The organism is Alloyangia pacifica, from assembly GCF_900116195.1.
Taxonomy (GTDB): Bacteria; Pseudomonadota; Alphaproteobacteria; order Rhodobacterales; family Rhodobacteraceae; genus Salipiger; species Salipiger pacificus.
This window is the reverse complement of record NZ_FOZW01000001.1, coordinates 770,311-792,319: the sequence shown is the minus strand read 5'-3', so window position 1 is coordinate 792,319 and position 22,009 is coordinate 770,311. Positions and strand designations below refer to the sequence as shown.

Below are 22,009 nucleotides of genomic sequence, written 5' to 3'. Positions count from 1 at the left end.
GGAGCGCTGAGCATGTCCTCCCGACCGCAGGATCTTGGTACGGGGGAGGGCGAGGTGCTCCTGTCTCGCGGCCGGTTCCACGCGCGGATGGCGCGCGGCGATGCAGACCTCGCGGCGGCGCAGGCGCTGCGCGGCCTTGCCTTCTTCGGCCCGGGCGGCCCCGCCGACAGCGATCCGCTCGACGCAGGTTGCCGCCATGTTCTGATCGAGGACGACGCCGGACGGCTGCTGTGCTGCTTTCGCTATCTCTGGCTCGAAAGCAGCGCCGCGGTCGGCACCAGCTATTCCGCGCAATACTACGATCTCACCCGGCTCGAAACTTTCGGCGGCCCGCTGCTGGAACTGGGGCGGTTCTGCACCCGTCCGGGACAGATCGATCCGGACGTTCTGCGGCTGGCCTGGGGATCGATCGCGGCGCTCGTCGACCGCGGCGGGGCGCGCTTGCTCTTCGGCTGTGCCAGTTTTTCCGGCACCGAGCCGGCGCGCTACGGAGCCGCCTTCGGCATGCTGCGCGCCCGTCACGCCGCGCCGGAGCGTTGGAAGATCGGCGTCAAGGCAGCGGAGGTGGTGCGCTTCGATCCCGGCACCGGCGAGGCGCGCGGCGCGCTGAAGCTCATCCCGCCGCTGCTGCGGACCTATCTCGGCATGGGCGGCTGGGTCAGCGATCATGCGGTGGTGGACCGGCAGATGAACACGCTGCACGTCTTCACCGGGGTGGAAACCGCCGCGATACCGCCGGCCCGCAGCCGGGCGCTGCGGGCGATCGCCGGATAGCGGCGGTGCGCACAAGGGGGCGCTGCCCCCTCGCCGCTGCGCGGCTCACCCCCGGCGTATTTTGAAAGAGAAGAAGGCAGGAAGCGGGGGCATCGCGCGCAATGGCGATCTTCATCGGCTCGGAAATCTACCGCGGCTCGCGCTACGGCCGGCTGCACCCGCTGTCGATCGAGCGGGTGCCGGCGGTGATCGACCTGTGCCGGGCGCTCGGCTGGCTGTCGCAGGACGAATGGCGCGTCTCGCCCCGGGCCAAACCGGCGGCGCTGACCGGCTTTCACGCGCCGCGCTATATTGCCGCGCTGAGGGCGGCGGAGGCTGCGGGCTCGGTCAGCGAGGAGGTACGCCTGCGACACGGCCTGGGCACGCTGTCGAACCCGGTCTTTCCGGAGATGTACCGCCGTCCCGCGACGGCGGTGGGCGGCGGGCTGCTCGCGGCCGAGATGGTCGCCGCCAGCCCCGGCGTGGTGTTCAACCCCGGCGGCGGCACCCATCACGCGCTGGCCGACCGGGCCAGTGGTTTCTGCTTTCTCAACGAGCCGGTGCTGACCATCCGGCACCTGCTGCGGCTTGGCATGCGGCGGGTCGCCTATGTCGACATCGACGCACATCATGGCGACGGGGTGGAGATCGCCTTCGACGGCTCCGAGCAGGTGCGGGTGATCTCGGTACATGAGGCAAAGCGCTGGCCCTTCACCGGCGAGGTGACGGATCGCGCGGGGGGCGCCGCCTTCAACCTGCCGGTGCCGCGCGACTTCAACGACACCGAGTTCTCCCATGTGCTCGAGCAGATGATCCTGCCCGCCGTGGCGGCTTTCCGCCCGGACGCGATCTTCCTGCAATGCGGGGCGGACGCGGTGCTGGAGGATCCGCTGGCGCGGCTTTCCCTGTCGAACAATTCGCACGCCCGCGCCGCGGCGGCGCTGCGCGCCCTGGCCCCGGCGATGATCGTCTCGGGCGGCGGCGGCTACAACCCGTGGAGCGCGCCGCGCTGCTGGTCGCTGGTCTGGGCGACGCTCTCGGGGCGCGAGGTGCCGGAGCGTCTGCCGGAGCCGGCACGTGCGGTGCTGGCGCGTCAGTCCTGGGCGCGCCGCGGGCAGCCTTCGGAGCCGTTGCTCACCACCCTGCGCGACGCCCCGCGCGAGGGGGGGGTGCGGGACGAGGTACGGCAGGGCGTGCGCCTGCTGCGCCAGCGGCTGCGGGCGGAACATTAACCCCCCGCGGCGTTGCGGCGGAAAACCGATGCACGGTTTCTCGGGATTTCCGGTGGGGGTGATTTTCTGGTGGGAGTGGAGCGGGTAGCGGGAATCGAACCCGCGCGTTCAGCTTGGGAAGCTGACAGGCTACCATTACATCATACCCGCGCTCTGAAAGCTGATCTACGCGGGGCGCGCGGGCGCGTCAAGCGGGCGCTGCGCAGATTTCCCGCACACGCGGGCGTGATACTCCGTTGGCTTGCCGTGGCGGTCCTCGGGGTCGATTTTCATTCCTATGAGCCAAGGTCCGTTCCTCTCCCGCCGCCTCTTCCTGGGCAGCACCGCCGCCCTTCTTGCCACGCCCGCGCTGGCGCAGTCCCGTCCCTGGGCGGCCCGCGCAGAGGCGCTCGACCAGTTGCACGCGCTGCTGGTCTGGAAGGACGGGGCACCGGTGGTCGAAGAGGCCTTCGGCGGGCCGGGGCTCGACCGGGTGGCGAACGTCAAATCGGTCTCCAAGACGCTGGTTGCGCTGCTCACGGGCATCGCCATCGACGCGGGGCACATCCCTGGTGTGGACGCGCGCATCCTTCCCATGCTCGGGCGCGGCGCGACGGGCGACAGCCGCGATGATCTGACCGTCGGCGATCTGCTGTCCATGCGCGGCGGTCTGGTGCGCACGTCGGGCGGCTCCTACGGCGCCTGGGTTGCAAGTTCCGACTGGGTGGACAGCGCCTTGCGGCCAGACCCGCAGTCCGAGCCCGGGGGCCGGTTCATCTACTCCACCGGCGGATGGCACGTGCTGGGCGCGGCGCTGTCGGAAGCCACCGGAGACAGCCTGCTGAGCCTTGCGCGGCGAGGCCTCGGCGATCCGCTCGGCATCGAGTTCGCCCCCTGGGTGCGCGATCCGCAGGGGCGCTATCTCGGTGGCAACGACATGGCGGTGACGCCGCGCGGGCTGCTGCGGATCGGCGAGATGGTCCGCCGGGGCGGCACGTGGGACGGGCGGCAGGTGGTGCCGGAGCGCTGGCTCCAGACCTCGTGGCAGCCGCGTGCGCGCTCGCCTTTTTCGGGGGACCAATACGGCTATGGCTGGTTCCTCACGCGGTTTGACGGCGCTCAGGCGGCCTATGCAAGGGGCTATGGCGGGCAGATGCTGGTGGTGGTGCCCGAACGCGAGATGGTGATTGCGATCACCTCGGACCCCATGCAGCCGGCGCGGTCTGGGGGCTATTTCGGAGACCTCCGAAACCTCGTGGACGGGATCGTGGCGGAGGCCTAGCGCCGCCTGCGCCGCCCGCCCTCGGCGTTGAACATCGCATCCGGCAGCGGCGCAACACGGCGCAGCTGCGTGAAGGGGGCCGTGGCGTGGGGAATGGCGCTGGCGGCGACGAAATGCTCCTGGAAGCGCGGTTCGATGGCGGTCTCGACCTTGGTGATCCGGCGCACCAGTGCTTCGACCCGGCGCCGGGCGGCGAGGCTGCAGAGCGCGATGCGCGCGCCGGTGCCCGCGGCATTGCCCGCAGAGGTTACATCTTCGACGGGCACGTCCGGGATCATGCCCAGAACCAGCGCGTGCAGCGGCGAGATATGCGCGCCGAAGGCCCCGGCCAGCACCACCCGGTCCACCGCATCCACCTCCATCTCGTCCATCAGCAGCCGTGCGCCCGCGTAGAGCGCCGATTTTGCCAGCTGGATGGCGCGGATGTCGCCCTGTGTGACGGTAATCACCGGCCCGCCCGAGGCGCTGCCGTCGTGGATCAGGTAGGCGTGCGTTCGGCCCTCGGGGATCATCCGCGCGCTGCCGGTCTGTGCCGCCGAGCCGATCAGCCCGGCCGAGTCCAGCAGCCCCGCCATGCGCATTTCGGCAACCGCCTCGATGATGCCGGAGCCGCAGAGGCCGGTGACGCCGGTCTGAGCGGTGGCCTCGGCAAAGCCCGGATCGTCGGACCAAAGATCGGAACCGATGACCCGGAAGCGCGGCTCCTTGGTGGTGGGGTCGATGCGGATCGCCTCGATGGCGCCGGGGGCGGCGCGCTGGCCGGAGCTGATCTGCGCCCCCTCGAAGGCCGGGCCGGTGGGCGAGGAGCAGGCGAGCACGCGATGGCGGTTGCCGAGCAGGATCTCGGCATTGGTGCCCACGTCGACGATGAGCGCCAACTCGTCCGAGTGGTCCGGTGCTTCCGATAGGGCAACGGCGGCGGCGTCCGCCCCCACGTGACCGGCGATCAGCGGCAGCAGGTAGATCTGCGCTCCTTCGGGAAGGGCAGAAATGCCAAGATTGCGCGCAGGCAGATTGAGCGCCTCGGAGGTGGCGAGCGCGAAGGGCGCCTGTCCGAGCTCGACCGGGTCGAGCCCGAGCAGCAGGTGGTGCATCACCGGGTTGCCGACGATGGTCAGGTCGAGAATGCGGTCCATGTCGATGCCGGCGGTCGCGGCGATCTTCTGCGCCAGGTGGGTGAGCGCCTCGCGCACGGCCCCCGTCATCTCCGCCGCGCCGCCGGGGTTCATCATTGCATAGGAGACGCGCGACATCAGATCCTCGCCGAAACGGATCTGCGGGTTCATGATGCCCGAGGAAGCCACGACCTCGCCGCTGCGGAGCGAGACGAGATGCGCGGCGATGGTGGTCGATCCGAGGTCGATGGCCAGACCATAGAGATCGCCCTCGAGCAGCCCGGGCCAGAGCGCGGTAATGCGCGGGGGCGCGTCCGCCGAGGTCCGGTGCAGCGCGGCGGTGACGGTCCAGTTGCCGGCGCGCAGGGTGGTTTGCAGGTCGGCCAGCACGGGGAGGGAGATCGTGACGCCCTCGATGCCCCATTGCGCGCGCAGCGCCTCTGTAAGGCGTTCCAGGTCACCGGAAGGCGCGTGCATGTCGGGCGGGGTGACCTCGACGAGACAGAGGCGGAGAGCCGGGTCCATCTCGACCGGGCGGGCGTCGGCGGCCTTGCGGATGACCTGCCGGTGCAGCTGGCTCTCGGCGGGCACGTCGATCACCACGTCGGCGAGGATCTGCGCCTGGCAGCCGAGCCTGCGTCCCGGCGCGAGGCCGCGTTTCTCGGCGTAGCGGGCTTCGACCCTGTTCCAGTCGGAGAGGGCGGCCTCGGTCGAGGTGATGCCATGCTTGGCGAATTGTCCGAAGGCCGGGGCGACCTGGCAGCGCGAGCAGATGCCGCGCCCGCCGCAGACCGAGTCGAGATCGACGCCGAGCCGCCGGGCGGCCTCGAGCACCGTGGTACCGGCGGGCACGCGGCCGCGCTTGCCGGAGGGGGTGAAGACGACGAGGGGGCTGTTGGGCTCGGTCATGAGGGTAGCATGGGCGCAGGGGACGTGTGCGACATGTCCGAAAGCGGCAGGATGTGGGGTGGGGGCGTCGTGCAGGGTCCCCGCCTGCCCGGAATCAAGGCCGAAGGCCGCCGGGCGAGCGCCTGCCCGTCCCGGCGGGCTGGCGCTTTGCCACTCTGGCACGGCGCTCAAACACCGTCCGGGCTTGGCGGGCATAAAGCGCTGAGCGCAGGCGTAGCAGCGCCACCCCACGGGCAGGCGCCCGCCCGGCGCGCGTGGCTCTGTGTGGCGCCGTGTGGCGGATGCAAAAAGGGGCGGCGCCACGCGGCACCGCCCCTTCGAAATTCAGCTCTGAAAGCCTCAGCCCAGCTTCACCAGTGCGTGACGCTTCTTGCCTGCCGAGAGCTTCACCGGTGCCGAGAGCGCGGCGGCGTCGAGCATCAGCCCGGCATCGGTCAGCGGCTGATCGTCGATCCGCGCGCCGTTCTCGGTGATCAGGCGCTTGGCCTCCTTGCCGGACTTGGCGAGCCCGGCGCGGACGATCACCTGCACGATCGAGATGCCATCACCGATCTCGTCGGCACTCAGCTCGAGCGTCGGTAGGTCGTCGCCGACGCCACCCTTTTCGAAGACCTCGCGCGCCGTGGCCTCCGCCGCCTTGGCGGCCTCGGCGCCGTGGCAGAGCGTGGTGACCTCGTTGGCGAGGATGATCTTCGCCTCGTTGATCTCCGAGCCCTGCAGCGCACCGAGACGCTCGCACTCCTCGACCGGCAGCTCGGTGTAGAGCTTGAGGAACCGGCCGGTGTCGGCGTCGGTGGTGTTGCGCCAGAACTGCCAGAACTCGTAGGGCGAAAGCATGTCGGCGTTGAGCCACATGGCCCCGCCCTGGCTCTTGCCCATCTTGCGGCCGTCCGAGGTGGTCAGCAGCGGCGAGGTCAGGCCGTAGATTTCGTTGTCGAGCACCCGACGCGTCAGGTCGATGCCGTTGACGATGTTGCCCCACTGGTCCGAGCCGCCCATCTGCAGAACGCAGCCGTAGCGGCGGTTCAGCTCGAGGAAGTCGTAGGCCTGCAGGATCATGTAGTTGAACTCGAGGAACGACAGCGACTGCTCGCGGTCGAGGCGCGACTTCACGCTCTCGAAGCTGAGCATCCGGTTCACCGAGAAGTGCCGGCCGATGTCGCGCAGGAACTCTAGGTAGTTGAGGTTGTCCAGCCATTCGGCGTTGTTGAGCATCAGCGCGTCGGTCTCGCCGCCGCCGTACTGCAGGTACTTGGCGAAGACCTGCTTCATGCCCTCGATGTTGGCGTCGATCTGCTCCGGTCCGAGCAGCGGGCGCTCGTCCGAGCGGAACGAGGGATCGCCCACCTTGGTGGTGCCGCCGCCCATCAGGGTGATCGGCTTGTGGCCGGTCTTCTGCAGCCAGCGCAGCATCATGATGTTGAGCAGGTGACCCACGTGCAGCGACTTTGCCGTCGCGTCGTAGCCGATATAGGCGGTGACCACGCCCGTGCTCAACGCCTCGTCAAGGCCCTGATAATCGGTGCAATCGGCAAGATAGCCACGCTCGATCATGACGCGCATGAAGTCCGATTTGGGATGGTAGGTCATCGCGGATCCCTCTTATAGTTCGACCGTTCCTATAAGCGCGGGGAAGGCGAAGGTGAAGGGCAAGTTGGGTGCACGGTCCGTTTGGGCTCTCGGGTGTATGTCGGGGACCTCTCTCGACGGGGTGGACGCGGCGCTGATCCGCACCGACGGGGCGGAAATCCACGAGTTCGGGCGCTCCGGCTACCGGCCCTATTCCGAGGCCGAGCGCCGGGTTCTGAAGGCCGCGCTGGGGCGCTGGCCGGGCGAGGAGCTGGAAGCGGCGCTGGAAGTGGTCCAGCGCGCCCACGCCGAGCTGCTGGCAGAGTTCCCCGAGGCCGAGCTGGTGGGCTTTCACGGCCAGACGCTGGCGCATGAGCCGCAGGGCCGCGGCACGCACCAGCTGGGCGACGGCGCGGCGCTGGCCGAGGCGCTGAACCGCGACGTGGTCTGGGATTTCCGCTCCGCAGACGTCGCGCTGGGGGGCGAGGGTGCGCCGTTGGCGCCCTTCTACCATTTCGCCTGCGCCCGGAAGATGGGGGCGGAACGCCCGGTGGCCTTTCTCAACCTCGGCGGCGTCGGCAACCTGACCTGGGTCGATCCGCGCAAACCCTCGCCCGAGGCGCCCGGCGCGCTTCTGGCCTTCGACACCGGCCCGGCGAATGCGCCGATCAACGATCTGGTGGGCGAGCGTCTCGGCCTTGACTGCGACCGCGACGGCCAGCTTGCCGCGCAGGGCGAGGTGGTCGACGGCGCGCTGGAGCTCTTCCTCGAAGAGGCCTTCTTCCGCCGCATGCCGCCGAAATCCCTGGATCGGGATGATTTCTCGCTGATGCTCGATCTCGTTCGAGAGCTGTCGGACGCCGATGCAGCCGCGACGATGACGGCGATGGCGGCGGCCTCGGTGATGCAGGGCATGGAGCACTGCCCGATCCCGCCCGAGAAGCTGCTGGTGACCGGCGGCGGGCGGCACAACCCGGTGATGATGGCGATGCTGCAGGCCGGGCTCGACTGCCCGGTGGTGCCGGTCGAGGAGGCCGGCCTCGACGGCGACATGCTGGAGGCGCAGGCCTTCGGGTTCCTCGCCGTCCGCGTGGCGCAGGGCTGGCCGACCTCCGCCCCCTCGACCACGGGCGTTGCCGCGCCGGTGGGCGGCGGGCAGGTGTCGCGGGTCGGCTCGCTGGTGGTGTGATGCGGAAGCGCCTTCGCCCGGCGATCTCGCCTTAAGTCAGGTTCGCTTCGAGCCCGGGTAGGGTCTTGCTCAGCCGTCGCGCCCTTCGGCTTCGGCCCGCAGCGCGTCGAGGCGTCGGCGGAAGCGCGGGGCGTTGAGCCGCGCGGTGACATTCGAGCACACCCACTCGGCCAGCAGGGGCCGGTCTTCGGCGTCGATCCGCGACAGCAGGCGGCGCAGGTAGGGCGGGTGGTTGCGCCGCGCACGCATCAGCCGCGACATCTCGGCCACATCGAGGCGGTCGTCGGCCGCGGCGTCGAGGATCGGGTGCACGAGGTCCATCTCCAGCAGGTCGCCCTGCAGCGCGTCGCCCATGTAGGGCAGGCGGAAACGCGTCACGTTGGGCCGGGCGAAGAGCGCGGCGTGCATTGCGTCCATCCGCTCCTGCGGGTCGTAGAGCACGTAGGCGGCCTGCGCCGCGTCGAGCATGTCCGGCGCGTAGCCGAAGCGCGAGGTGAAATCCACGCGGCGCATTTCCGGGAAGCGATCGTCCCATTCGGCGATGCGCGGATCGAGCGTTGCCTGCGGCTGCAGCAGCACGACCCGTGCGCCGGGGGCGGTGACGGAATAGGCGGCAGCGGCATAGCCGCAGGGTCCGGCGCCGTAGAAGATCACCTTCTCGAACTCGTCGAAAAATCCGTCGTCGAGCAGTTGGTCGAAGAAATCCACCACCTCGCGGTCGCGGAACCAAGTGTCGGCGGTGCAGATCACCGACAGGTTGGACCAGCCCTCGATGGCCTGCATCTCCCAGCCGAGCGGCGTCGCGGTCTGGCTGTAGGAAGAGATCCCGGGCATCGATTCGAAGGTCACCAGCAAGGTGTCGCCATCCTCGACGAAGACCGCGTGGTGACGTTTTCCGAGCGGTTCGGCAAAGCCATGCGCGTCGCCGATGCCGGAGATGGCGTCGATCCAGGCGCGGCCGGAATGCATGCTGAGGTCAACGCCGGTGAGGTCGAGCTCGTCGTCGAAGACGTTCTCGGGCCTGATCTGATCTGCGCTGTCCTTCATCGTACCTGCCATAGTCTTGTCGCTTCCGATCGGGTCTCCGCGGGTCGTGCCCGCTCTCCATTCCCGAACGTCTCGTATAGGTCCGAGCCTGCGCAGGGATTGAGGCGGAAATATGTGGGTTTAGGGGTAATACGGCGGTGGTGCGGCGGCAAGGAAAATTGCCGCAACGGAAGCGCTTGCAGGCCGTTTCTAGCTGTCGCCGGCCCGCCGGGCGCGGGTCGCGGCGGCGATCAGCGGACGGGCGAGTTCCGGGGGCAGCGGGCGCGATGGCGGCGTCATCATCAACCGCCCCATGAGCGCCCGGTAGGGCTCCTGCGCCATCAGCTCGGCGAAGCGCATCTTGCGCCAGCGCACGGCGGCGCCATGCAGCTCCGCGAGCCGGGGATCGGCGGCGAAGCCCTCGCGCAGCGCGTGGGTGGGCGTGGCCAAGGCCGCGATGCTGCGGTCCTCGTCGGTGTTGAAATTCCGCTCGACCCAGTAGTCGAGCCCCAGAAGGTGATCGCTGTGCACCGCACGGCCACGGTCGGCCTTGAGCACATAGCTCTCCATCGCGCCCAGCGGGTAGTGGTTGAGCTGCGCCAGCGCGTAATTTGAGCGCCCGTAGTTGGAAAAGATGCGCCGTGTGCGGAACTGCGCGTCGAGCGCGCGCCCCTCGCCGTCGAACCAGCGGACGGCATCGATCTTTTCCGGCTCGGGGCTGCGCGGACGGTGCACACCGAGCTTCCGGTAGGTCCCGTCGTTGCGATAGAGCGTCTTGAACATCGCCGAGCGCCAGGGCCAGAACATCGTCACGGGAGCGGCGCGGGTGAACTGCTGCGGCACGGGGATGTCGGCGTAGCTGACCACGCCGGCGTTGCCGAAGAGCCGCCATGTCAGGGTGATCGCATCTGCCTCGGGCAGGGCGGCGATCAGCGCCGGGAGGGTGTGATCGCCGGTGTGCACGTTGACGAACTCGTCCACGTCCAGCGCCAACAGCCAGTCGGCCTGCTGCACGGCGGCGCAGCGGTCCGCAAGTTTCAGCCCGGTGAACTGGATACCGCCCTTGTCGTAGGGCCCGTCGTTGCGGATGTGAGTGAGCGGCGCCACCTCGGCCAGCCGGTCGAGCAGCGCGTTGGTGCCATCCTGGCAGTCGTTGCTGAGCGCCACCACGTGGCTCACCCCGGCAGCAAGGTGATGCGCCAGCCAGTCGAGCAGGAAGGCCCCCTCGTTGCGGACGCAGATCACGGCGGTGATGCTCGGGGCGGCCATGCGTCAGCTCTCCATGTCAAGCGTGAGCGCCCAGGCGACACGTTCCTCGGGGGTGAGGCTGAGCGCCGTCGCTTCACGGAACAATTTCCCGAATTCGGGATCCGCGCGCAGCTCAGCAGCTTTGGCCTTGTGCCAGGCGACGCCCTCGGCGTGCAGGCGGGCGAGTTCCGGATCGGCCAGCAGCCGGTCCATCTCGGCCCGCAGACGCGGCAGGTTGCGCTGGATGGTCACGTCGCGCGCGCCGGACCAGTCCATGCGGATCCAGTAGTTCAGCCCGATCTGCCGATCGACGTGCAGCGCCCTCCCGCGCTGGCGCTTGATCAGGTAGCTTTCGGCCGAGCGCAGGGGATAGTGATTGAGCTGCACGAGGTCGTATCCGATTGACCGGCGTGAGTTGCGCCAGCCGTTGTGCAGCGCCTCGTCGGTCATGTCGCGGCCCGATCCGTTGACCCATTTCACCGTTTTATCAGCGTCTTGAGATAGCTTGTTCGGGCGATGGCACGAGAGTTTCCCGTAGCTTCCGACGCCGCGCATCAAGGTCTTGAACCCCCATGTTGTGTGCGGCTTGGGGCAGTAGCGCGGGGCGCAGTCGGAGAACTGGCCGATCACCGGCGCGTCCTCCAGCGCCTGCACCCCGCCGTGGCCGAAGAGCCGCCAGGTCAGCGCGAAATGCGTGGCCTCCGGCGCGGCGGCGAAGAGGTCGTCGAGCGTGCCGTTGCCGCAGCGGATGTTGACGAATTCATCGACGTCGGAATGCAGCACCCAATCGGCCTTCCGGATCACCTCTTCCTCCAGCGCCGCGTCGAGCGCGTGCTGCTGCGGAGAGTTTCCGGACCAGCCATCATTGTCGCGATGCTGCATCACGCCCATCTGTTGCAGCCGTTCGAGGATCTGCTCTGTGCCGTCCTCGCAGCCATTGGAGTAGATGAGGAAATCGTCAAAGCCGATGGCGCGGTGGTAGGCCACCCATTCGACCACATAGGGCGCCTCGTTCTTCATGCAGCCGAGGATGACGCGGGCACCGCTGTCCCGGCGTGGCCGGGGAGGCAACGAAGTGAAGTCGGAGCGCACCTGGGTCTCGTCCAGGGCTCCGAGCCGGTTGTGCGGCAGCCAGGGCGTGTTCTGCAGCGCCGCCAGCTTGCGGCGGGCCGCCGCGGGCATTTGCGGGGCCGCTTGGGGCGGCTCTGTCGGCGTGGGGGTGTCCTGCGCCTCCTTCGAGGCCTGCGCGATGCGCCAGCGGAATGCCATGAGGTACTGCGTTGCCCGGAAGCCGAAAAGCGGGTCGGCCTCCTGCCACGGGGCTTCCGGCGCGTCGTTGCGCAAATGCTCCGGACGCAGCGCGGGATGCTGTGCGGCGAGGCCCTCGAGGTCCGCCGCGAAGCGCCGGTCGAGGGCGGCAAACATGCCCGGATCGAGCGGCGCACCGGGCACCTTGATCTCGGAGAGCAGACGCCGCCAGAGCGGGCGCGGGATCTGAAGGCCGGGGTCGCTGCCGAGGTAGCGCAGCAAAGCGTCGTTCATCTGGCGGCAGCGGCTGAGCCAGGCGGCGGAGGGCGCGGACGGGGGCGGAGCCGCCTCGACCTTGCCGATGCTCTGCTCGATGTCGAATGCGGCGCGCAGTTCCTCCACCACCGCCGGGTCGTAGAGCTGCGCGGGATCGAGGCTGCGCAGCCGGATGGCGCCGGCCCCGAAGACCGCCTCCCAGCCGCGCTGCAGCCGGGCGAAGTCGAGCCAGTGGACGGGGCCCTGCGCCTCGGCAAAGAGCCCCGCGCGCGGATCGGTCGCGGGCCGTGCGGCCAGCGCCGCCTGCCACCAGTCAGGCGCGGTGCAGAGGGCCAGCTCGACCTCTGGCCCGCTGCGCCGCCCATCCATCAGCTGCGCCGCGTAATGCCGCGCAAGCATCCGTGACGGTGCATCGAGATGGGCGACGACAGTGATGTCCTCTGACAGCGGGGACAGCAGCGCCCGCAAGCGCGCAAGCTCGTCCTGCCGGGTGAGAGCGTTGCCCAGCTGGTGCGCCGAGAGGATCAGCACCTCTGGCTGCGCCGATTGCACCTCGGCCTGCAGTTGCGCGGCCACCTCGGCGCGCAACGCGGCCTGCTGGGCCGGATCGGCAAAGCCGCGGCCCCAGCGCAGGGCGTCCACGGACCGAGGATCGCTCACCGCCATGTAGAGTCGGGTGTGGTTGCGCGCGCCGGGGCTGCGGGCGTAGAGCACGCCGCGCTTGGCCATCTGCCGCCGCTTGGCGTCCATCACCCGCTGCAGCCGCTCGGTGGTCTGCACGTCGGGACCGATATGGAGAAAAATTCTCATCCGTCGTCCCTTCCGCTGCGGTTCTCGTTCGCCTTGCCCCACCACGGCAGGCTCACCCCGAGGTGACGCGAGATCTGCGCCGGGGCCTCGGGGTCGTCGATGTCATAGGCCAGAAAACGTGGATCATCGGCAAAGATGCGGCGCAGGAATTGCTGGTGCCCGGCGATCCATTGCGCCCGCTCCAGCCGGGTCTCGCCGTAGCCCGCGGGCAGGCCGGGCACCGCGCCCCGCGGCAGCCGGTCGCTGCCGAGGTCTGACCAACGGAGCATCGAATGCGCCATGGCCTGCGGGTCGCGCATCGAAGCGAGAAACTTCAGCTCCGGGTGGCGGGTCCGCAGCGCCTCGATCAGCCCGAAATCGGTCTGCGGCCAGAGATTGAGGCGGGCGTTGAGCACGCTGATCTCGGTCAGCGCATCCAACCCGTCGAGCCGCTCCAGCGGATCGCCCGAGCGGAAATAGCCGTCGTAGAGCTGCCGCGCCACGTAGCTGCCGGCGAGCGCGGGGTCGGGGGACTTGCCGCGCCGCAGGCGGAAGTCGGCAACCCGGAGCCCGGCCCGTTCCAGCGCCAGCCCGAGCGTGGTAGTGCCGCTCTTCGGCAGACCGAGGTTGATGACGATCATCGCGCGCCCTCCGCCGGTGTCGACGCAAACCCGAGTTGTGCCATCAGCTCCAGCTCGCCGGGGGGCAGTGCGGGAAGGGCGGCGAGATGCGCGGCGCGCTCGGCGACCTGGGGCTGCGCGCGCAGCATGCCGATCTTGGCCCGGTGCGCCTGCACCGACAGATCGTGCAGCCGGGCGACCCCGGGCAGGGCGCGCAGCTCGGCGATGCCTTCCTCGAGCGATGGCAGCATGCGCAGGATCGAGCGATCCTCCCAGGCCGCATCGTTGCGCTCCTGCCAGTAGCTCTCGTCGAAGATGCGTCCCTCGCGGTTCACGTCGCCACGCTCGGTCTTCACCAGATAGCTGTCGAGCGAGCGCAGGGCGTAATGGTTGAGCGTGGCAAAGTTCCGGGCCCCGGCGGCGGGGAACTTGCGCATCCGGCGCGGGCGGTCGGCGGCGAGAAAGGCACCGGGCACCGGGCGGCCGCTGCCGTCGGTCCAGCGGGGATGTTTTGCCGCGGGCAGGGACTTGCGGAAGAATGGCCTGTGCGCGCCGTAGTATTGCAGCGGAAAATCGCGCCGGACGAGTGTCTTCACCTCGATGGCGCTCTGGTCGCACCACAGATCGGGATTGTGCGAGCGGGTGAACTGGCCGATCACCGGCCTATCCTCGAAAGTCGTCACCCCGCCGTTTGCGAAGAACTGGAAGCTGACGGAAATCGCCTGCGGATCGCCGCAGGCCTCGATCAGCGCCGGCAGGGTGTGATCGCCTGTCTGCACGTTCAGGAACTCGTCCACGTCCGCCACCCAGACCCAGTCGGCGCGGCTGACGATCTCCTGCCGGGCAGCGTCCTTCAGCGCCTCCATCTGGTAGTTGCGCCCCTGCGCCGGGTTCGGCAGATGCACGACCCCCGCGGGCGCCAGCGCGTCCAGCAGCGCATCGGTGCCGTCGTCGCAATCGTTGGAATAGAAAAGGAAATCCGTGACACCCAGCAGGCGGTTGTAGGCCACCCATTCGAGCACGAAGGGGCCCTCGTTCTTCACGCAGGTGACCGCGCAGATGCGCAGCCTGCTCGCCTTGATCGTCACCATACCGCTGCCCGTCGCCATCCGGGCTGTGCCCCGGTTATTCTGCCGGAAAACCATCGCATTTCGCCTTCCGCGCGTCAACGCGGGCAGGGCCATGCGCTGCATCTCCCTTGACCGGCGCGGCCCGCACGGGCAGCAATTCGCAGGAGGAGGAGACATCACATGCAAGACCCCAGCTCGATCGACGCGGTGCAGGAGCTTCTGGCGGGCACCGGCTACGTCTGCCCGCGCCCGCTCGCCACGGTGCTGTTCCTGGCGCTGCGCCTCGGCAGACCGCTGTTCCTCGAGGGCGAGGCGGGTGTCGGCAAGACCGAGATCGCCAAGGCGCTGAGCCTCGCTACTGGCCGCCGGCTCATTCGCCTGCAGTGCTACGAGGGGCTGGACGCTGGAGCGGCGGTCTACGAGTGGAACTTCCCCGCCCAGATGATCGCCATCCGCGCCGCCGAGGCGGCGGGCGAGGCCGATCGTGGCCAGTTGCAGCACGACCTCTTCGGACCCGATTTCCTCATCGAACGCCCGCTGCTGCAGGCCATGCGCCCGGACGAGCAGGGCGCGCCGATCCTGTTGATCGACGAGCTGGACCGCACCGACGAGCCCTTCGAGGCCTTCCTGCTCGAAGCGCTGAGCGACTTCCAGGTGACCATCCCCGAGCTTGGCACGATCACCGCGCCCGAGCCGCCGACGGTGATCCTGACCTCGAACCGCACGCGCGAGGTGCATGACGCGCTGAAGCGCCGCTGCCTCTATCACTGGGTCGATTATCCCGACTTCGCCCGCGAGCTCGAAATCCTGCACGCCCGCGCACCCGAGGTGGCCGAGACGCTGTCGCGCCAGATCGTCGCCTTCGTGCAGGCGCTGCGTACCGAGGATCTGTTCAAGAAGCCCGGGGTCGCGGAAACCATCGACTGGGCGAAATGCCTTCTGGCGCTCGATGTGATCGACCTCTCGCCAGAGGTGATCTCGGACACCCTCGGTGCGATCCTCAAGTATCAGGACGACATCATGAAAATCCAGGGTTCCGAAGCCAAACGCCTGCTCGATGAGGCCAAATCCTCCCTCGAAACCGCATGAGGCTTCTTCTGGACGAAAATATCCCGTGGGTCCGGGGGCGGAGTCCCCGGTTTTCCTGCGTCTGGGACCGGCGTGACCGAAACTCCAACGCCCGAAACCTGCGCTAGATGGCCGAGCACATCCCCCTCACGCTCCCCGAGCAGCCCCGGCTGGCGCAGAATATCCTGCATTTCGCCCGTGCTCTGCGCCGCGCCGGGCTGCCAGTCGGGCCGGGGCGGGTGGTCGATGCGGTGCGTGCGGTCGAGGCGGCGGGTTTCACCGACCGCATGGACTTCTACTGGACCCTGCACGCCTGTTTCGTCTCGCGCCCCGAGCAGCGCGTGGTCTTTGCGCAGGTGTTCCGGCTTTACTGGCGCGACCCGCGCTACCTCGAGCACATGATGTCGATGATGCTGCCGGCGATCCGCGGCGTGCAGGAGGAAAAACTGGCGCAATCGGCCGAGAGGCGTGCCGCGCAGGCGTTGCTCGGCGATCGGATGCCCGACCTTCCGGCCTCTGAGCAGGAGGAAGAAGCCACGAAGATCGAGGTCGATGCCTCCTTCACCGTCTCGCGCGAGGAGCGGCTGAAGACACTCGATTTCGAGCAGATGTCGCTGGAGGAGATCGCCGAGGCCAAGCGCATGCTGGCGCGGCTCGAGCTGCCGGTGCCCCCCCTGCCAACGCGGCGCGGCAAACCCTCTGCGCAGGGCCGCAGGCTCGATTGGCGGCGCACGATGCGCGGCGCCATGCGGCAGGGCGGCGAGATCCGCGCTCTTGCGCATCTGCAGCCGCGGGAGAAATGGCCCAACCTCGTCGTGCTCTGCGACATCTCCGGCTCGATGAGCCAGTACTCGCGGATGGTGCTGCATTTCCTGCACGCGGTGGCCAACCGCCGCGGTGCGGGCTGGGCGAGGGTGCATGCTTTCACCTTCGGCACGCGGCTCACCAACATCACCCGCCACCTCGCGACCCGGGACGTCGATGCGGCGCTGAGAGCCGCCGGGGCCGAGGCGCAGGACTGGGAGGGCGGCACGCGCATCGGGCAATGCCTGCACGCCTTCAACCGCGACTGGTCCCGCAGGGTCATGGGGCAGGGCGCCATGGTGCTGTTGATCACCGACGGGCTCGACCGCGACGACGCGGGGCTGCTGGAGCGGGAGATGCAGCGCCTGCACCTGTCCTCGCGCCGGCTGATCTGGCTCAATCCCCTGCTGCGCTGGGATGGCTTCGCACCGAAGGCCGCCGGGATCCGCGCCATGCTGCCCCACGTCGACAGCTTCCGTGCCGGGCACAACATCGCTTCTCTCGAGGAGCTTGCGACGGTGATCTCCAGCGCCCGGGACAGCGGCGACAAGTCCCGTCTCATGGCGCTCATGCGCGCGTCTTAGGGCGCTGCCAGCATTTTTCCGCCCATTTATTACGCATTTTGAATGAACCTTTACCGGCCTCGCGACGTTGCCCTCCCACGCCGCACTTCGCGGAACAGGAGAAGGACGTAACGAATGACCAGAGGTCTTCTGAAATCGACGACGATGCTCGCCCTGGCTGCCAGCCTCGCCATGCCCGTTGCCGTTCGTGCACAAGAGGTGAAAGCCGGTTGCGCCGAGACGCCGGATGCCGAGCAGTGCCAGGAACAGGCCCCGCAGGCCACGGACGAGAAGACTGGTGAGGCCGCTGCCGAAACCGGCGCGGAGGCGGAGGTGTCCGAGGATGCGGCCGTGGAAGCCGAGGCCGATGGTGCCCTCGAGGCCCCTGCCGATAACGCGGATGCAGAGATGACCACGGCCGAGGAGGCTCCCGCCGAAGCGGCGCAGAGCGAGGCTGCTGGGACGGAGGCCGCGTCGGAGGAGGACGCAGCCGAGCCCGAGGTGACCGGAGAGTCGACCGCGGACGCCGCGCCCGAAGCCCCCGAAGCCAATGAGGATGAGACGCAGGCTGAGGTCACCTCCGAGTCCGAGGCAGAGGCCCCGACCGCGGCTGAAACCGCCCCGGAGGCGCAGGCCGAGGTGACCGCTGCCGAAGAGACCCAGGCGGATGCGCCCGCCGAAGAGGAGGCCGTTCAGGCCGAGGACCTCGAACAGCAACTCGAGGAACAGCAGGCGGAGGAGACCGCCGCGCCCGAGGGCGAGGCTGCGCCCGCCGCAACCGCGGAAGAGACCGCGACCGGGGAGCAGGCGGGCACCGAGACGGCGTCCGATGATGCCGAAAGCTCCGACGAGCTGAAGCAGGCCCTGGAAGCGCAGCAGGCCGCCGAAGCCGACGGCACCGCTGACGCCGAGGTGACTGAAGAAGCGCAGGGGGAAGCTCAGGCCGACTCCGCCGCCGAAGCGGACGCCGAGGTGACCACCGAGGCCGAAGCAGAGACCGAAGCGCAGCAGGACGGCGCGGCGGGCGACGAGCAGGCCGCGCAGGCGGAGCCCGAGGCCCCGAGCGCCGAAGAACAGGCCGAAGCCGTGGCCCGCGAGGACGAGAAGCAGCAGGCTGCTGCCGCCGCCGCATCCTCCGAGGAAGAATCCGATGGCGCGGAAGTGGTCGAGGAAACCCTGACCGAGGCCGATGTGCGCAGCTCGGACGAGGACTTCGCGACCGACCTGCGCTCGCAGGCCACCGCCGAAGAGCAGGCCGCGGCGACCACCACGGCTGCCAAGGCGAAGGACAAGGATGACGACGACGACGAGGACGGCCTCAGCAACTTCGAGAAGGCTGCGCTGGTCGGTCTCGGCACCTTTGCCCTGAGCCAGATTCTCGACGATGGCGCGCAGGTGGTGCAGAACACCGGCGACCGCGTCGTGGTCGAGCAGGACGGCCAGTACCGCGTGCTGCGCAACGATGACGTGCTGCTGCGCCAGCCCGGCTCGGAGGTGAAGACCTACCGCTACAATGACGGCTCGACCCGCACGGTTGTCGCCTATGACGACGGCAACACTGTGGAGACGGTCAAGACCGCGGATGGCCGGGTGCTGCGCCGCACGCGCATCCTGCCGGACGGGCAGCGTGTGGTGCTCTTCGACGACACGCAGAGCGCCCAGCAGGTGGTGGTCAGCGAGCTGCCGCAGGCCCGCACCCAGCGTCTGAACTTCCGCGAGTTGCAGGGCGACGACCTCGCCGCGGCGCTGGCGGAGCGCGAGGCACAGGGCGTCAACCGCGCCTTCTCGCTCAACCAGATCCGCAACATCGACCGCGTGCGGCACCTGGTGCCCGAGATCTCGGTGGATACGGTGACCTTCCAGACCAACTCGGCGGCGATCCGTCCGGGCGAGGCCGAGGAGCTTGCCGCGCTCGGCAACGCGATGAAGCGGATGATCGAGCAGAACCCCGGCGAGGTCTTCCTGATCGAGGGCCACACCGACGCCACGGGCCCGGCGAGCTACAACCTCGCCCTCTCGGACCGCCGTGCGGAATCGGTGGCTCTGGCACTCACCGAGTATTTCGACGTGCCGCCCGAGAACATGGTGCTGCAGGGCTACGGCGAGAGCGATCTCGCGGTGCAGACCCAGGCCGATGAGCGTGAAAACCGCCGCGCCGCCGTGCGCCGCATCACCACGCTGCTGCAGACCAAGTGAACGGCTCGCGGAAATTCTGAAAGCAAAAGCGCCCGCCCGGTCCTGCCGGGCGGGCGTTCGCTATTTCTGGCCGCCGTCGGCGCGACGGTCCGGGCGCTTCTTCTCTTTGAAAATATGCCGGGGTGAATTGGCCGCAGGCCAAGAGGGGCAGCGCCCCTCAGGTTCACGTCGGTTCAGCCGCCGGTATGGCTCATATGGCGCGAGACGCGCCCGTCCACCGACTGCCGCGAGTAATCGAAATCATGTCCCTTGGGCTTGCGCAGGATGGCCGCGCGGATCGCCTCTTCCAGCGGGGCATCCGTGCCGGGGTGATTGCGCAGAGGCGCACGCAGGTCGGCGTTGTCCTCCTGCCCGAGGCACATGAAGAGCTCGCCGGTGCAGGTCAGCCGAACGCGGTTGCAGCTTTCGCAGAAATTGTGGGTCAGCGGGGTGATGAAACCGATCTTCTGGCCGGTCTCTTCCAGTCGCACGTAGCGGGCCGGACCGCCGGTGCTCTCGGGCAGGTCGGTGAGCGTGTATTGCTCGGCGAGCTTGGCGCGCACATCCGAGAGCTTCCAGTATTGGCCCAGCCGGTCCTCATTGCCGATGTCGCCCATCGGCATGACCTCGATCCACGTCAGGTCGATGCCGCGCTTGGCGCACCATTCGGTCATCGAGAAGAGCTCATCCTCGTTGAAACCCTTCAGCGCCACGGCGTTCAGCTTCACCCGCATGCCCACGGCCTGCGCCGCGTCGATGCCGCGCAGCACTTGGGGCAGGCGGCCCCAGCGGGTGATGTCGGCGAATTTCTGTTCGTCCAGCGTGTCGAGCGAGATGTTCACCCGGCGCACGCCCGCGTCCCAGAGCGGCTGCGCGAAGCGTTCGAGCTGCGAGCCGTTGGTGGTCAGCGTCAGTTCCTTCAGCGCGCCCGAGTCGAGATGCCGGGTCATCGCGCCAAAGAAGGTCATGATGTCCCGCCGTACCAGCGGCTCGCCGCCGGTGATGCGCAGCTTCTCGACCCCGAGCCCGACGAAGGCTGAGCAAAGGCGATCGAGTTCCTCGAGCGTCAGGAGCTCCTTCTTGGGCAGGAAGCTCATGTTCTCGGACATGCAGTAAACGCAGCGGAAATCGCAGCGGTCCGTCACCGAGACGCGCAGGTAGGAGATCGGCCGCAGGAACGGATCGACGAGGGGTGTGATGGGCGAAGTCATGCGCCGAATGTATGCGCGAAACCCTGCCGGGACAAGCATCTGCGCGATTGTCAGACCGGGGTCTGCGGCCTAGCTTTGCACACATGAGAGTGATCGCATCCCTTCCCGCCCTCGCGCTGCCGGCCTTGCTGGCGGCCTGCGCGCAGCAATCGACCGGAGTTGCCACGCCGCAACCGGCGCCGACCTCTGCCTCCGGGGGCACGACCTTGCGCCCGCCCGCCAATGCGCGGACCGAGGAGCAGTTCGACACCACCAGCGCCGAGGAACGCGCCGCGGCAGCCTCTGCCCCGGCAAGCTCCGAGCGGCAGCTGGGCAGCACGGTGGCCTCGCTGGGCGATCCGGCGGAGCCGGGTTTCTGGCTGGAAACGCCGATGGTCAGCAGCGTGACCAAGGGCAGGGTGGTTTATCCCGCCACCGGCAAGTCGGCGCAGGTCGAGCTGCGCCCGATCGAGGGGCCGGCTTCGGGCGGCAGTCGCATTTCGCTTGCCGCCATGCGCCTGATCGGCGCGCCGCTGACCGATCTGCCGACGCTGACGGTCTACGCGGGCGGCGCCTCGGGGTAAGGCGGACGTTCTTCAAGCGCCCCTTCATGCCCACATGACGCCTGGCGGCCCGTGTCGCCGGACGCTTCGTACTTGGATGCGGGTCACTGGCAGGCGCTGCACCCGCCTCGGCGCTTGAAGGCACCCCTGCGCTGGTTTATGTCCCCCCAGAACCAAGCCGTCCCATTCGCAGGAACATCCGCATGCGCGCCGAGACCCAGAACACCGTCGAGAAAATCCGCAAGTCCCTGGGACTGCTGGAACAGCGGCTCGACTGGGAGACGGCGGAATTCCGGCTCGAGGAATTCAACGCCCGCGTCGAGGATCCGAACCTCTGGGACGATCCCGCCGCCGCGCAGAAGCTGATGCGCGAGCGCCAGCAGCTGGTCGACGCGATGGAGACCTACAAGTCGATCAAGCAGGAGCTGGCCGACCAGATCGAGCTGATCGAACTGGGCGAGATGGAAGAGGACGACGAAGTGGTTTCCGAGGCCGAGACGGCGCTCAAGGCGCTGGCCGAGACCGCCGGTCAGAAGGAGCTTGAAGCGCTGCTCGACGGCGAGGCCGACGGCAACGACACCTTCCTCGAGATCAATGCCGGTGCCGGTGGCACCGAGGCCTGCGACTGGGCCGCGATGCTGCAGCGCATGTACGTCCGCTGGGCCGAGAAGCGCGGCTACGAGGTCGAACTGCAGTCGGAAGAAGCGGGCGCCGAGGCGGGCATCAAGTCCTGCGCCTACAAGATTTCCGGCCAGAACGCCTATGGCTGGCTGAAGTCGGAAAGCGGCGTGCACCGGCTGGTCCGCATCTCGCCCTTCGGCAAGGGCACGCGCGAGACCTCCTTCGCGTCGGTCTGGGTCTACCCGGTGGTCGACGACAACATCGAGATCGAGGTGAACCCCGCCGATATCCGCATCGACACCTATCGTTCGTCCGGTGCCGGCGGTCAGCACGTGAACACCACCGACTCCGCGGTGCGGATCACCCACCACCCCACGGGGATCGTGGTGACCTCCTCCGAGAAGTCGCAGCACCAGAACCGTGACATCGCCATGAAGGCCCTGAAGTCGCGGCTCTACCAGATGGAGCTGGATCGCCGGAACGCGGCGATCAACGAGGCGCATGAGAACAAGGGCTCGGCAGGCTGGGGCAACCAGATCCGCTCCTACGTCCTGCAGCCCTACCAGATGGTCAAGGACCTGCGCACCAACCACGAGACCTCGGACACGCAGGGCGTGCTTGATGGCGATCTCGATCCGTTCATGGGCGCGACCCTCGCACAGCAGGTCTCCGGCAAGTCGCGCGCCGACGCCCGCGAAGACTGAGCGCCCGGGGCGGGCA

Annotated in this window: 17 protein-coding genes and 1 tRNA gene; 9 read left to right on the top strand and 9 right to left on the bottom strand. The window is 68.6% G+C overall.

Annotated elements, in window-relative coordinates:
- The first annotated feature begins 12 nt into the window (after positions 1 to 12).
- Positions 13 to 774: a GNAT family N-acetyltransferase gene (locus BM397_RS03810; RefSeq protein ID WP_176806533.1), complete on the top strand. Its 762-nt coding sequence runs from the start codon at positions 13 to 15 to the stop codon at positions 772 to 774.
- 101 nt (positions 775 to 875) lie between these two features.
- Complete coding sequence (locus BM397_RS03805) at positions 876 to 1,985, top strand: arginase family protein (RefSeq protein WP_092422024.1); 1,110 nt, start codon at positions 876 to 878, stop codon at positions 1,983 to 1,985.
- 76 nt (positions 1,986 to 2,061) lie between these two features.
- Here the strand turns inward: BM397_RS03805 and BM397_RS03800 are convergent.
- A tRNA-Gly gene (locus BM397_RS03800) sits at positions 2,062 to 2,135 on the bottom strand.
- Positions 2,136 to 2,262: 127 nt separating this feature from the next.
- On the opposite strand from BM397_RS03800, the gene BM397_RS03795 reads away from it, so the two are divergent.
- A complete protein-coding gene (locus BM397_RS03795) occupies positions 2,263 to 3,246 on the top strand; it encodes a serine hydrolase domain-containing protein (RefSeq protein ID WP_092422021.1) in 984 nt (327 codons plus the stop codon).
- Here the strand turns inward: BM397_RS03795 and BM397_RS03790 are convergent.
- Positions 3,243 to 5,270, bottom strand: coding sequence for an ASKHA domain-containing protein (locus BM397_RS03790; RefSeq protein WP_092422019.1), 2,028 nt, complete (start codon positions 5,268 to 5,270; stop codon positions 3,243 to 3,245). The two genes, BM397_RS03795 and BM397_RS03790, sit on opposite strands and share 4 nt — an antisense overlap.
- A gap of 339 nt (positions 5,271 to 5,609) precedes the next feature.
- A complete protein-coding gene (gene tyrS / locus BM397_RS03785) occupies positions 5,610 to 6,860 on the bottom strand; it encodes a tyrosine--tRNA ligase (RefSeq protein ID WP_092422016.1) in 1,251 nt (416 codons plus the stop codon).
- Between the two features lie 97 nt (positions 6,861 to 6,957).
- On the opposite strand from tyrS, the gene BM397_RS03780 reads away from it, so the two are divergent.
- The gene (locus BM397_RS03780; protein WP_245696005.1) at positions 6,958 to 8,028 is read left to right on the top strand and encodes an anhydro-N-acetylmuramic acid kinase; all 1,071 of its coding nucleotides are present in this window, start codon (positions 6,958 to 6,960) and stop codon (positions 8,026 to 8,028) included.
- A 69-nt stretch (positions 8,029 to 8,097) separates the two neighbouring features.
- Here BM397_RS03780 and BM397_RS03775 read toward each other — a convergent pair whose 3' ends face one another.
- The 5 genes from BM397_RS03775 to BM397_RS03755 form a co-directional block, all read right to left on the bottom strand.
- Positions 8,098 to 9,087 carry a phosphoadenosine phosphosulfate reductase gene (locus BM397_RS03775; protein ID WP_439895876.1) on the bottom strand — a complete coding sequence of 330 codons (990 nt, stop codon included), beginning with the start codon at positions 9,085 to 9,087 and terminating at the stop codon, positions 8,098 to 8,100.
- A gap of 177 nt (positions 9,088 to 9,264) precedes the next feature.
- Complete coding sequence (locus tag BM397_RS03770) at positions 9,265 to 10,323, bottom strand: glycosyltransferase family 2 protein (protein WP_092422013.1); 1,059 nt, start codon at positions 10,321 to 10,323, stop codon at positions 9,265 to 9,267.
- A 3-nt stretch (positions 10,324 to 10,326) separates the two neighbouring features.
- Positions 10,327 to 12,636 (bottom strand): glycosyltransferase family 2 protein, encoded by a 2,310-nt coding sequence (locus tag BM397_RS03765; RefSeq protein ID WP_092422010.1) that lies wholly within the window; start codon positions 12,634 to 12,636, stop codon positions 10,327 to 10,329.
- Complete coding sequence (locus BM397_RS03760; protein WP_092422007.1) at positions 12,633 to 13,256, bottom strand: sulfotransferase family protein; 624 nt, start codon at positions 13,254 to 13,256, stop codon at positions 12,633 to 12,635. The genes BM397_RS03765 and BM397_RS03760 overlap by 4 nt, the downstream gene beginning before the upstream one ends.
- Positions 13,253 to 14,302, bottom strand: a complete 1,050-nt coding sequence (locus BM397_RS03755) for a glycosyltransferase family 2 protein (protein ID WP_092422413.1) — start codon at positions 14,300 to 14,302, stop codon at positions 13,253 to 13,255. Before BM397_RS03755 ends, BM397_RS03760 begins: the two co-directional genes overlap by 4 nt.
- A 183-nt stretch (positions 14,303 to 14,485) precedes the next feature.
- On the opposite strand from BM397_RS03755, the gene BM397_RS03750 reads away from it, so the two are divergent.
- The 3 genes from BM397_RS03750 to BM397_RS03740 all read left to right on the top strand — a co-directional run bounded on the left by BM397_RS03750 (position 14,486) and on the right by BM397_RS03740 (position 18,936).
- Positions 14,486 to 15,394 (top strand): AAA family ATPase, encoded by a 909-nt coding sequence (locus BM397_RS03750; protein ID WP_092422004.1) that lies wholly within the window; start codon positions 14,486 to 14,488, stop codon positions 15,392 to 15,394.
- A 107-nt stretch (positions 15,395 to 15,501) separates the two neighbouring features.
- Positions 15,502 to 16,761: a vWA domain-containing protein gene (locus BM397_RS03745; protein WP_092422001.1), complete on the top strand. Its 1,260-nt coding sequence runs from the start codon at positions 15,502 to 15,504 to the stop codon at positions 16,759 to 16,761.
- 114 nt (positions 16,762 to 16,875) lie between these two features.
- Positions 16,876 to 18,936, top strand: coding sequence for an OmpA family protein (locus BM397_RS03740; protein WP_092421998.1), 2,061 nt, complete (start codon positions 16,876 to 16,878; stop codon positions 18,934 to 18,936).
- A gap of 173 nt (positions 18,937 to 19,109) precedes the next feature.
- On the opposite strand, the gene moaA is transcribed toward BM397_RS03740, so the two are convergent.
- On the bottom strand, positions 19,110 to 20,126 hold the full coding sequence (gene moaA / locus BM397_RS03735) for a GTP 3',8-cyclase MoaA (protein ID WP_092421995.1): 1,017 nt from the start codon (positions 20,124 to 20,126) through the stop codon (positions 19,110 to 19,112).
- Between the two features lie 83 nt (positions 20,127 to 20,209).
- Between moaA and BM397_RS03730 the strand changes: the two genes are divergently transcribed.
- Together BM397_RS03730 and prfB are read left to right on the top strand one after the other, a co-directional pair.
- The gene (locus BM397_RS03730) at positions 20,210 to 20,689 is read left to right on the top strand and encodes a hypothetical protein (protein WP_092421992.1); all 480 of its coding nucleotides are present in this window, start codon (positions 20,210 to 20,212) and stop codon (positions 20,687 to 20,689) included.
- A gap of 182 nt (positions 20,690 to 20,871) precedes the next feature.
- On the top strand, positions 20,872 to 21,993 hold the full coding sequence (gene prfB, locus BM397_RS03725; RefSeq protein WP_092421989.1) for a peptide chain release factor 2: 1,122 nt from the start codon (positions 20,872 to 20,874) through the stop codon (positions 21,991 to 21,993).
- Positions 21,994 to 22,009 lie beyond the last annotated feature (16 nt).

Coding starts and splice junctions, on each gene's coding strand:
- BM397_RS03750 (WP_092422004.1), top strand. CDS start 14,486: ATGCAAGACCCCAGCTCGATCGACGCGGTGCAGGAGCTTCTGGCGGGC.
- BM397_RS03740 (WP_092421998.1), top strand. CDS start 16,876: ATGACCAGAGGTCTTCTGAAATCGACGACGATGCTCGCCCTGGCTGCC.
- BM397_RS03745 (WP_092422001.1), top strand. CDS start 15,502: ATGGCCGAGCACATCCCCCTCACGCTCCCCGAGCAGCCCCGGCTGGCG.
- BM397_RS03775 (WP_439895876.1), bottom strand. CDS start 9,087: ATGGCAGGTACGATGAAGGACAGCGCAGATCAGATCAGGCCCGAGAAC.
- prfB (WP_092421989.1), top strand. CDS start 20,872: ATGCGCGCCGAGACCCAGAACACCGTCGAGAAAATCCGCAAGTCCCTG.
- BM397_RS03730 (WP_092421992.1), top strand. CDS start 20,210: ATGAGAGTGATCGCATCCCTTCCCGCCCTCGCGCTGCCGGCCTTGCTG.
- BM397_RS03765 (WP_092422010.1), bottom strand. CDS start 12,636: ATGAGAATTTTTCTCCATATCGGTCCCGACGTGCAGACCACCGAGCGG.
- moaA (WP_092421995.1), bottom strand. CDS start 20,126: ATGACTTCGCCCATCACACCCCTCGTCGATCCGTTCCTGCGGCCGATC.
- BM397_RS03810 (WP_176806533.1), top strand. CDS start 13: ATGTCCTCCCGACCGCAGGATCTTGGTACGGGGGAGGGCGAGGTGCTC.
- BM397_RS03805 (WP_092422024.1), top strand. CDS start 876: ATGGCGATCTTCATCGGCTCGGAAATCTACCGCGGCTCGCGCTACGGC.
- BM397_RS03790 (WP_092422019.1), bottom strand. CDS start 5,270: ATGACCGAGCCCAACAGCCCCCTCGTCGTCTTCACCCCCTCCGGCAAG.
- BM397_RS03770 (WP_092422013.1), bottom strand. CDS start 10,323: ATGGCCGCCCCGAGCATCACCGCCGTGATCTGCGTCCGCAACGAGGGG.
- tyrS (WP_092422016.1), bottom strand. CDS start 6,860: ATGACCTACCATCCCAAATCGGACTTCATGCGCGTCATGATCGAGCGT.
- BM397_RS03780 (WP_245696005.1), top strand. CDS start 6,958: ATGTCGGGGACCTCTCTCGACGGGGTGGACGCGGCGCTGATCCGCACC.
- BM397_RS03760 (WP_092422007.1), bottom strand. CDS start 13,256: ATGATCGTCATCAACCTCGGTCTGCCGAAGAGCGGCACTACCACGCTC.
- BM397_RS03795 (WP_092422021.1), top strand. CDS start 2,263: ATGAGCCAAGGTCCGTTCCTCTCCCGCCGCCTCTTCCTGGGCAGCACC.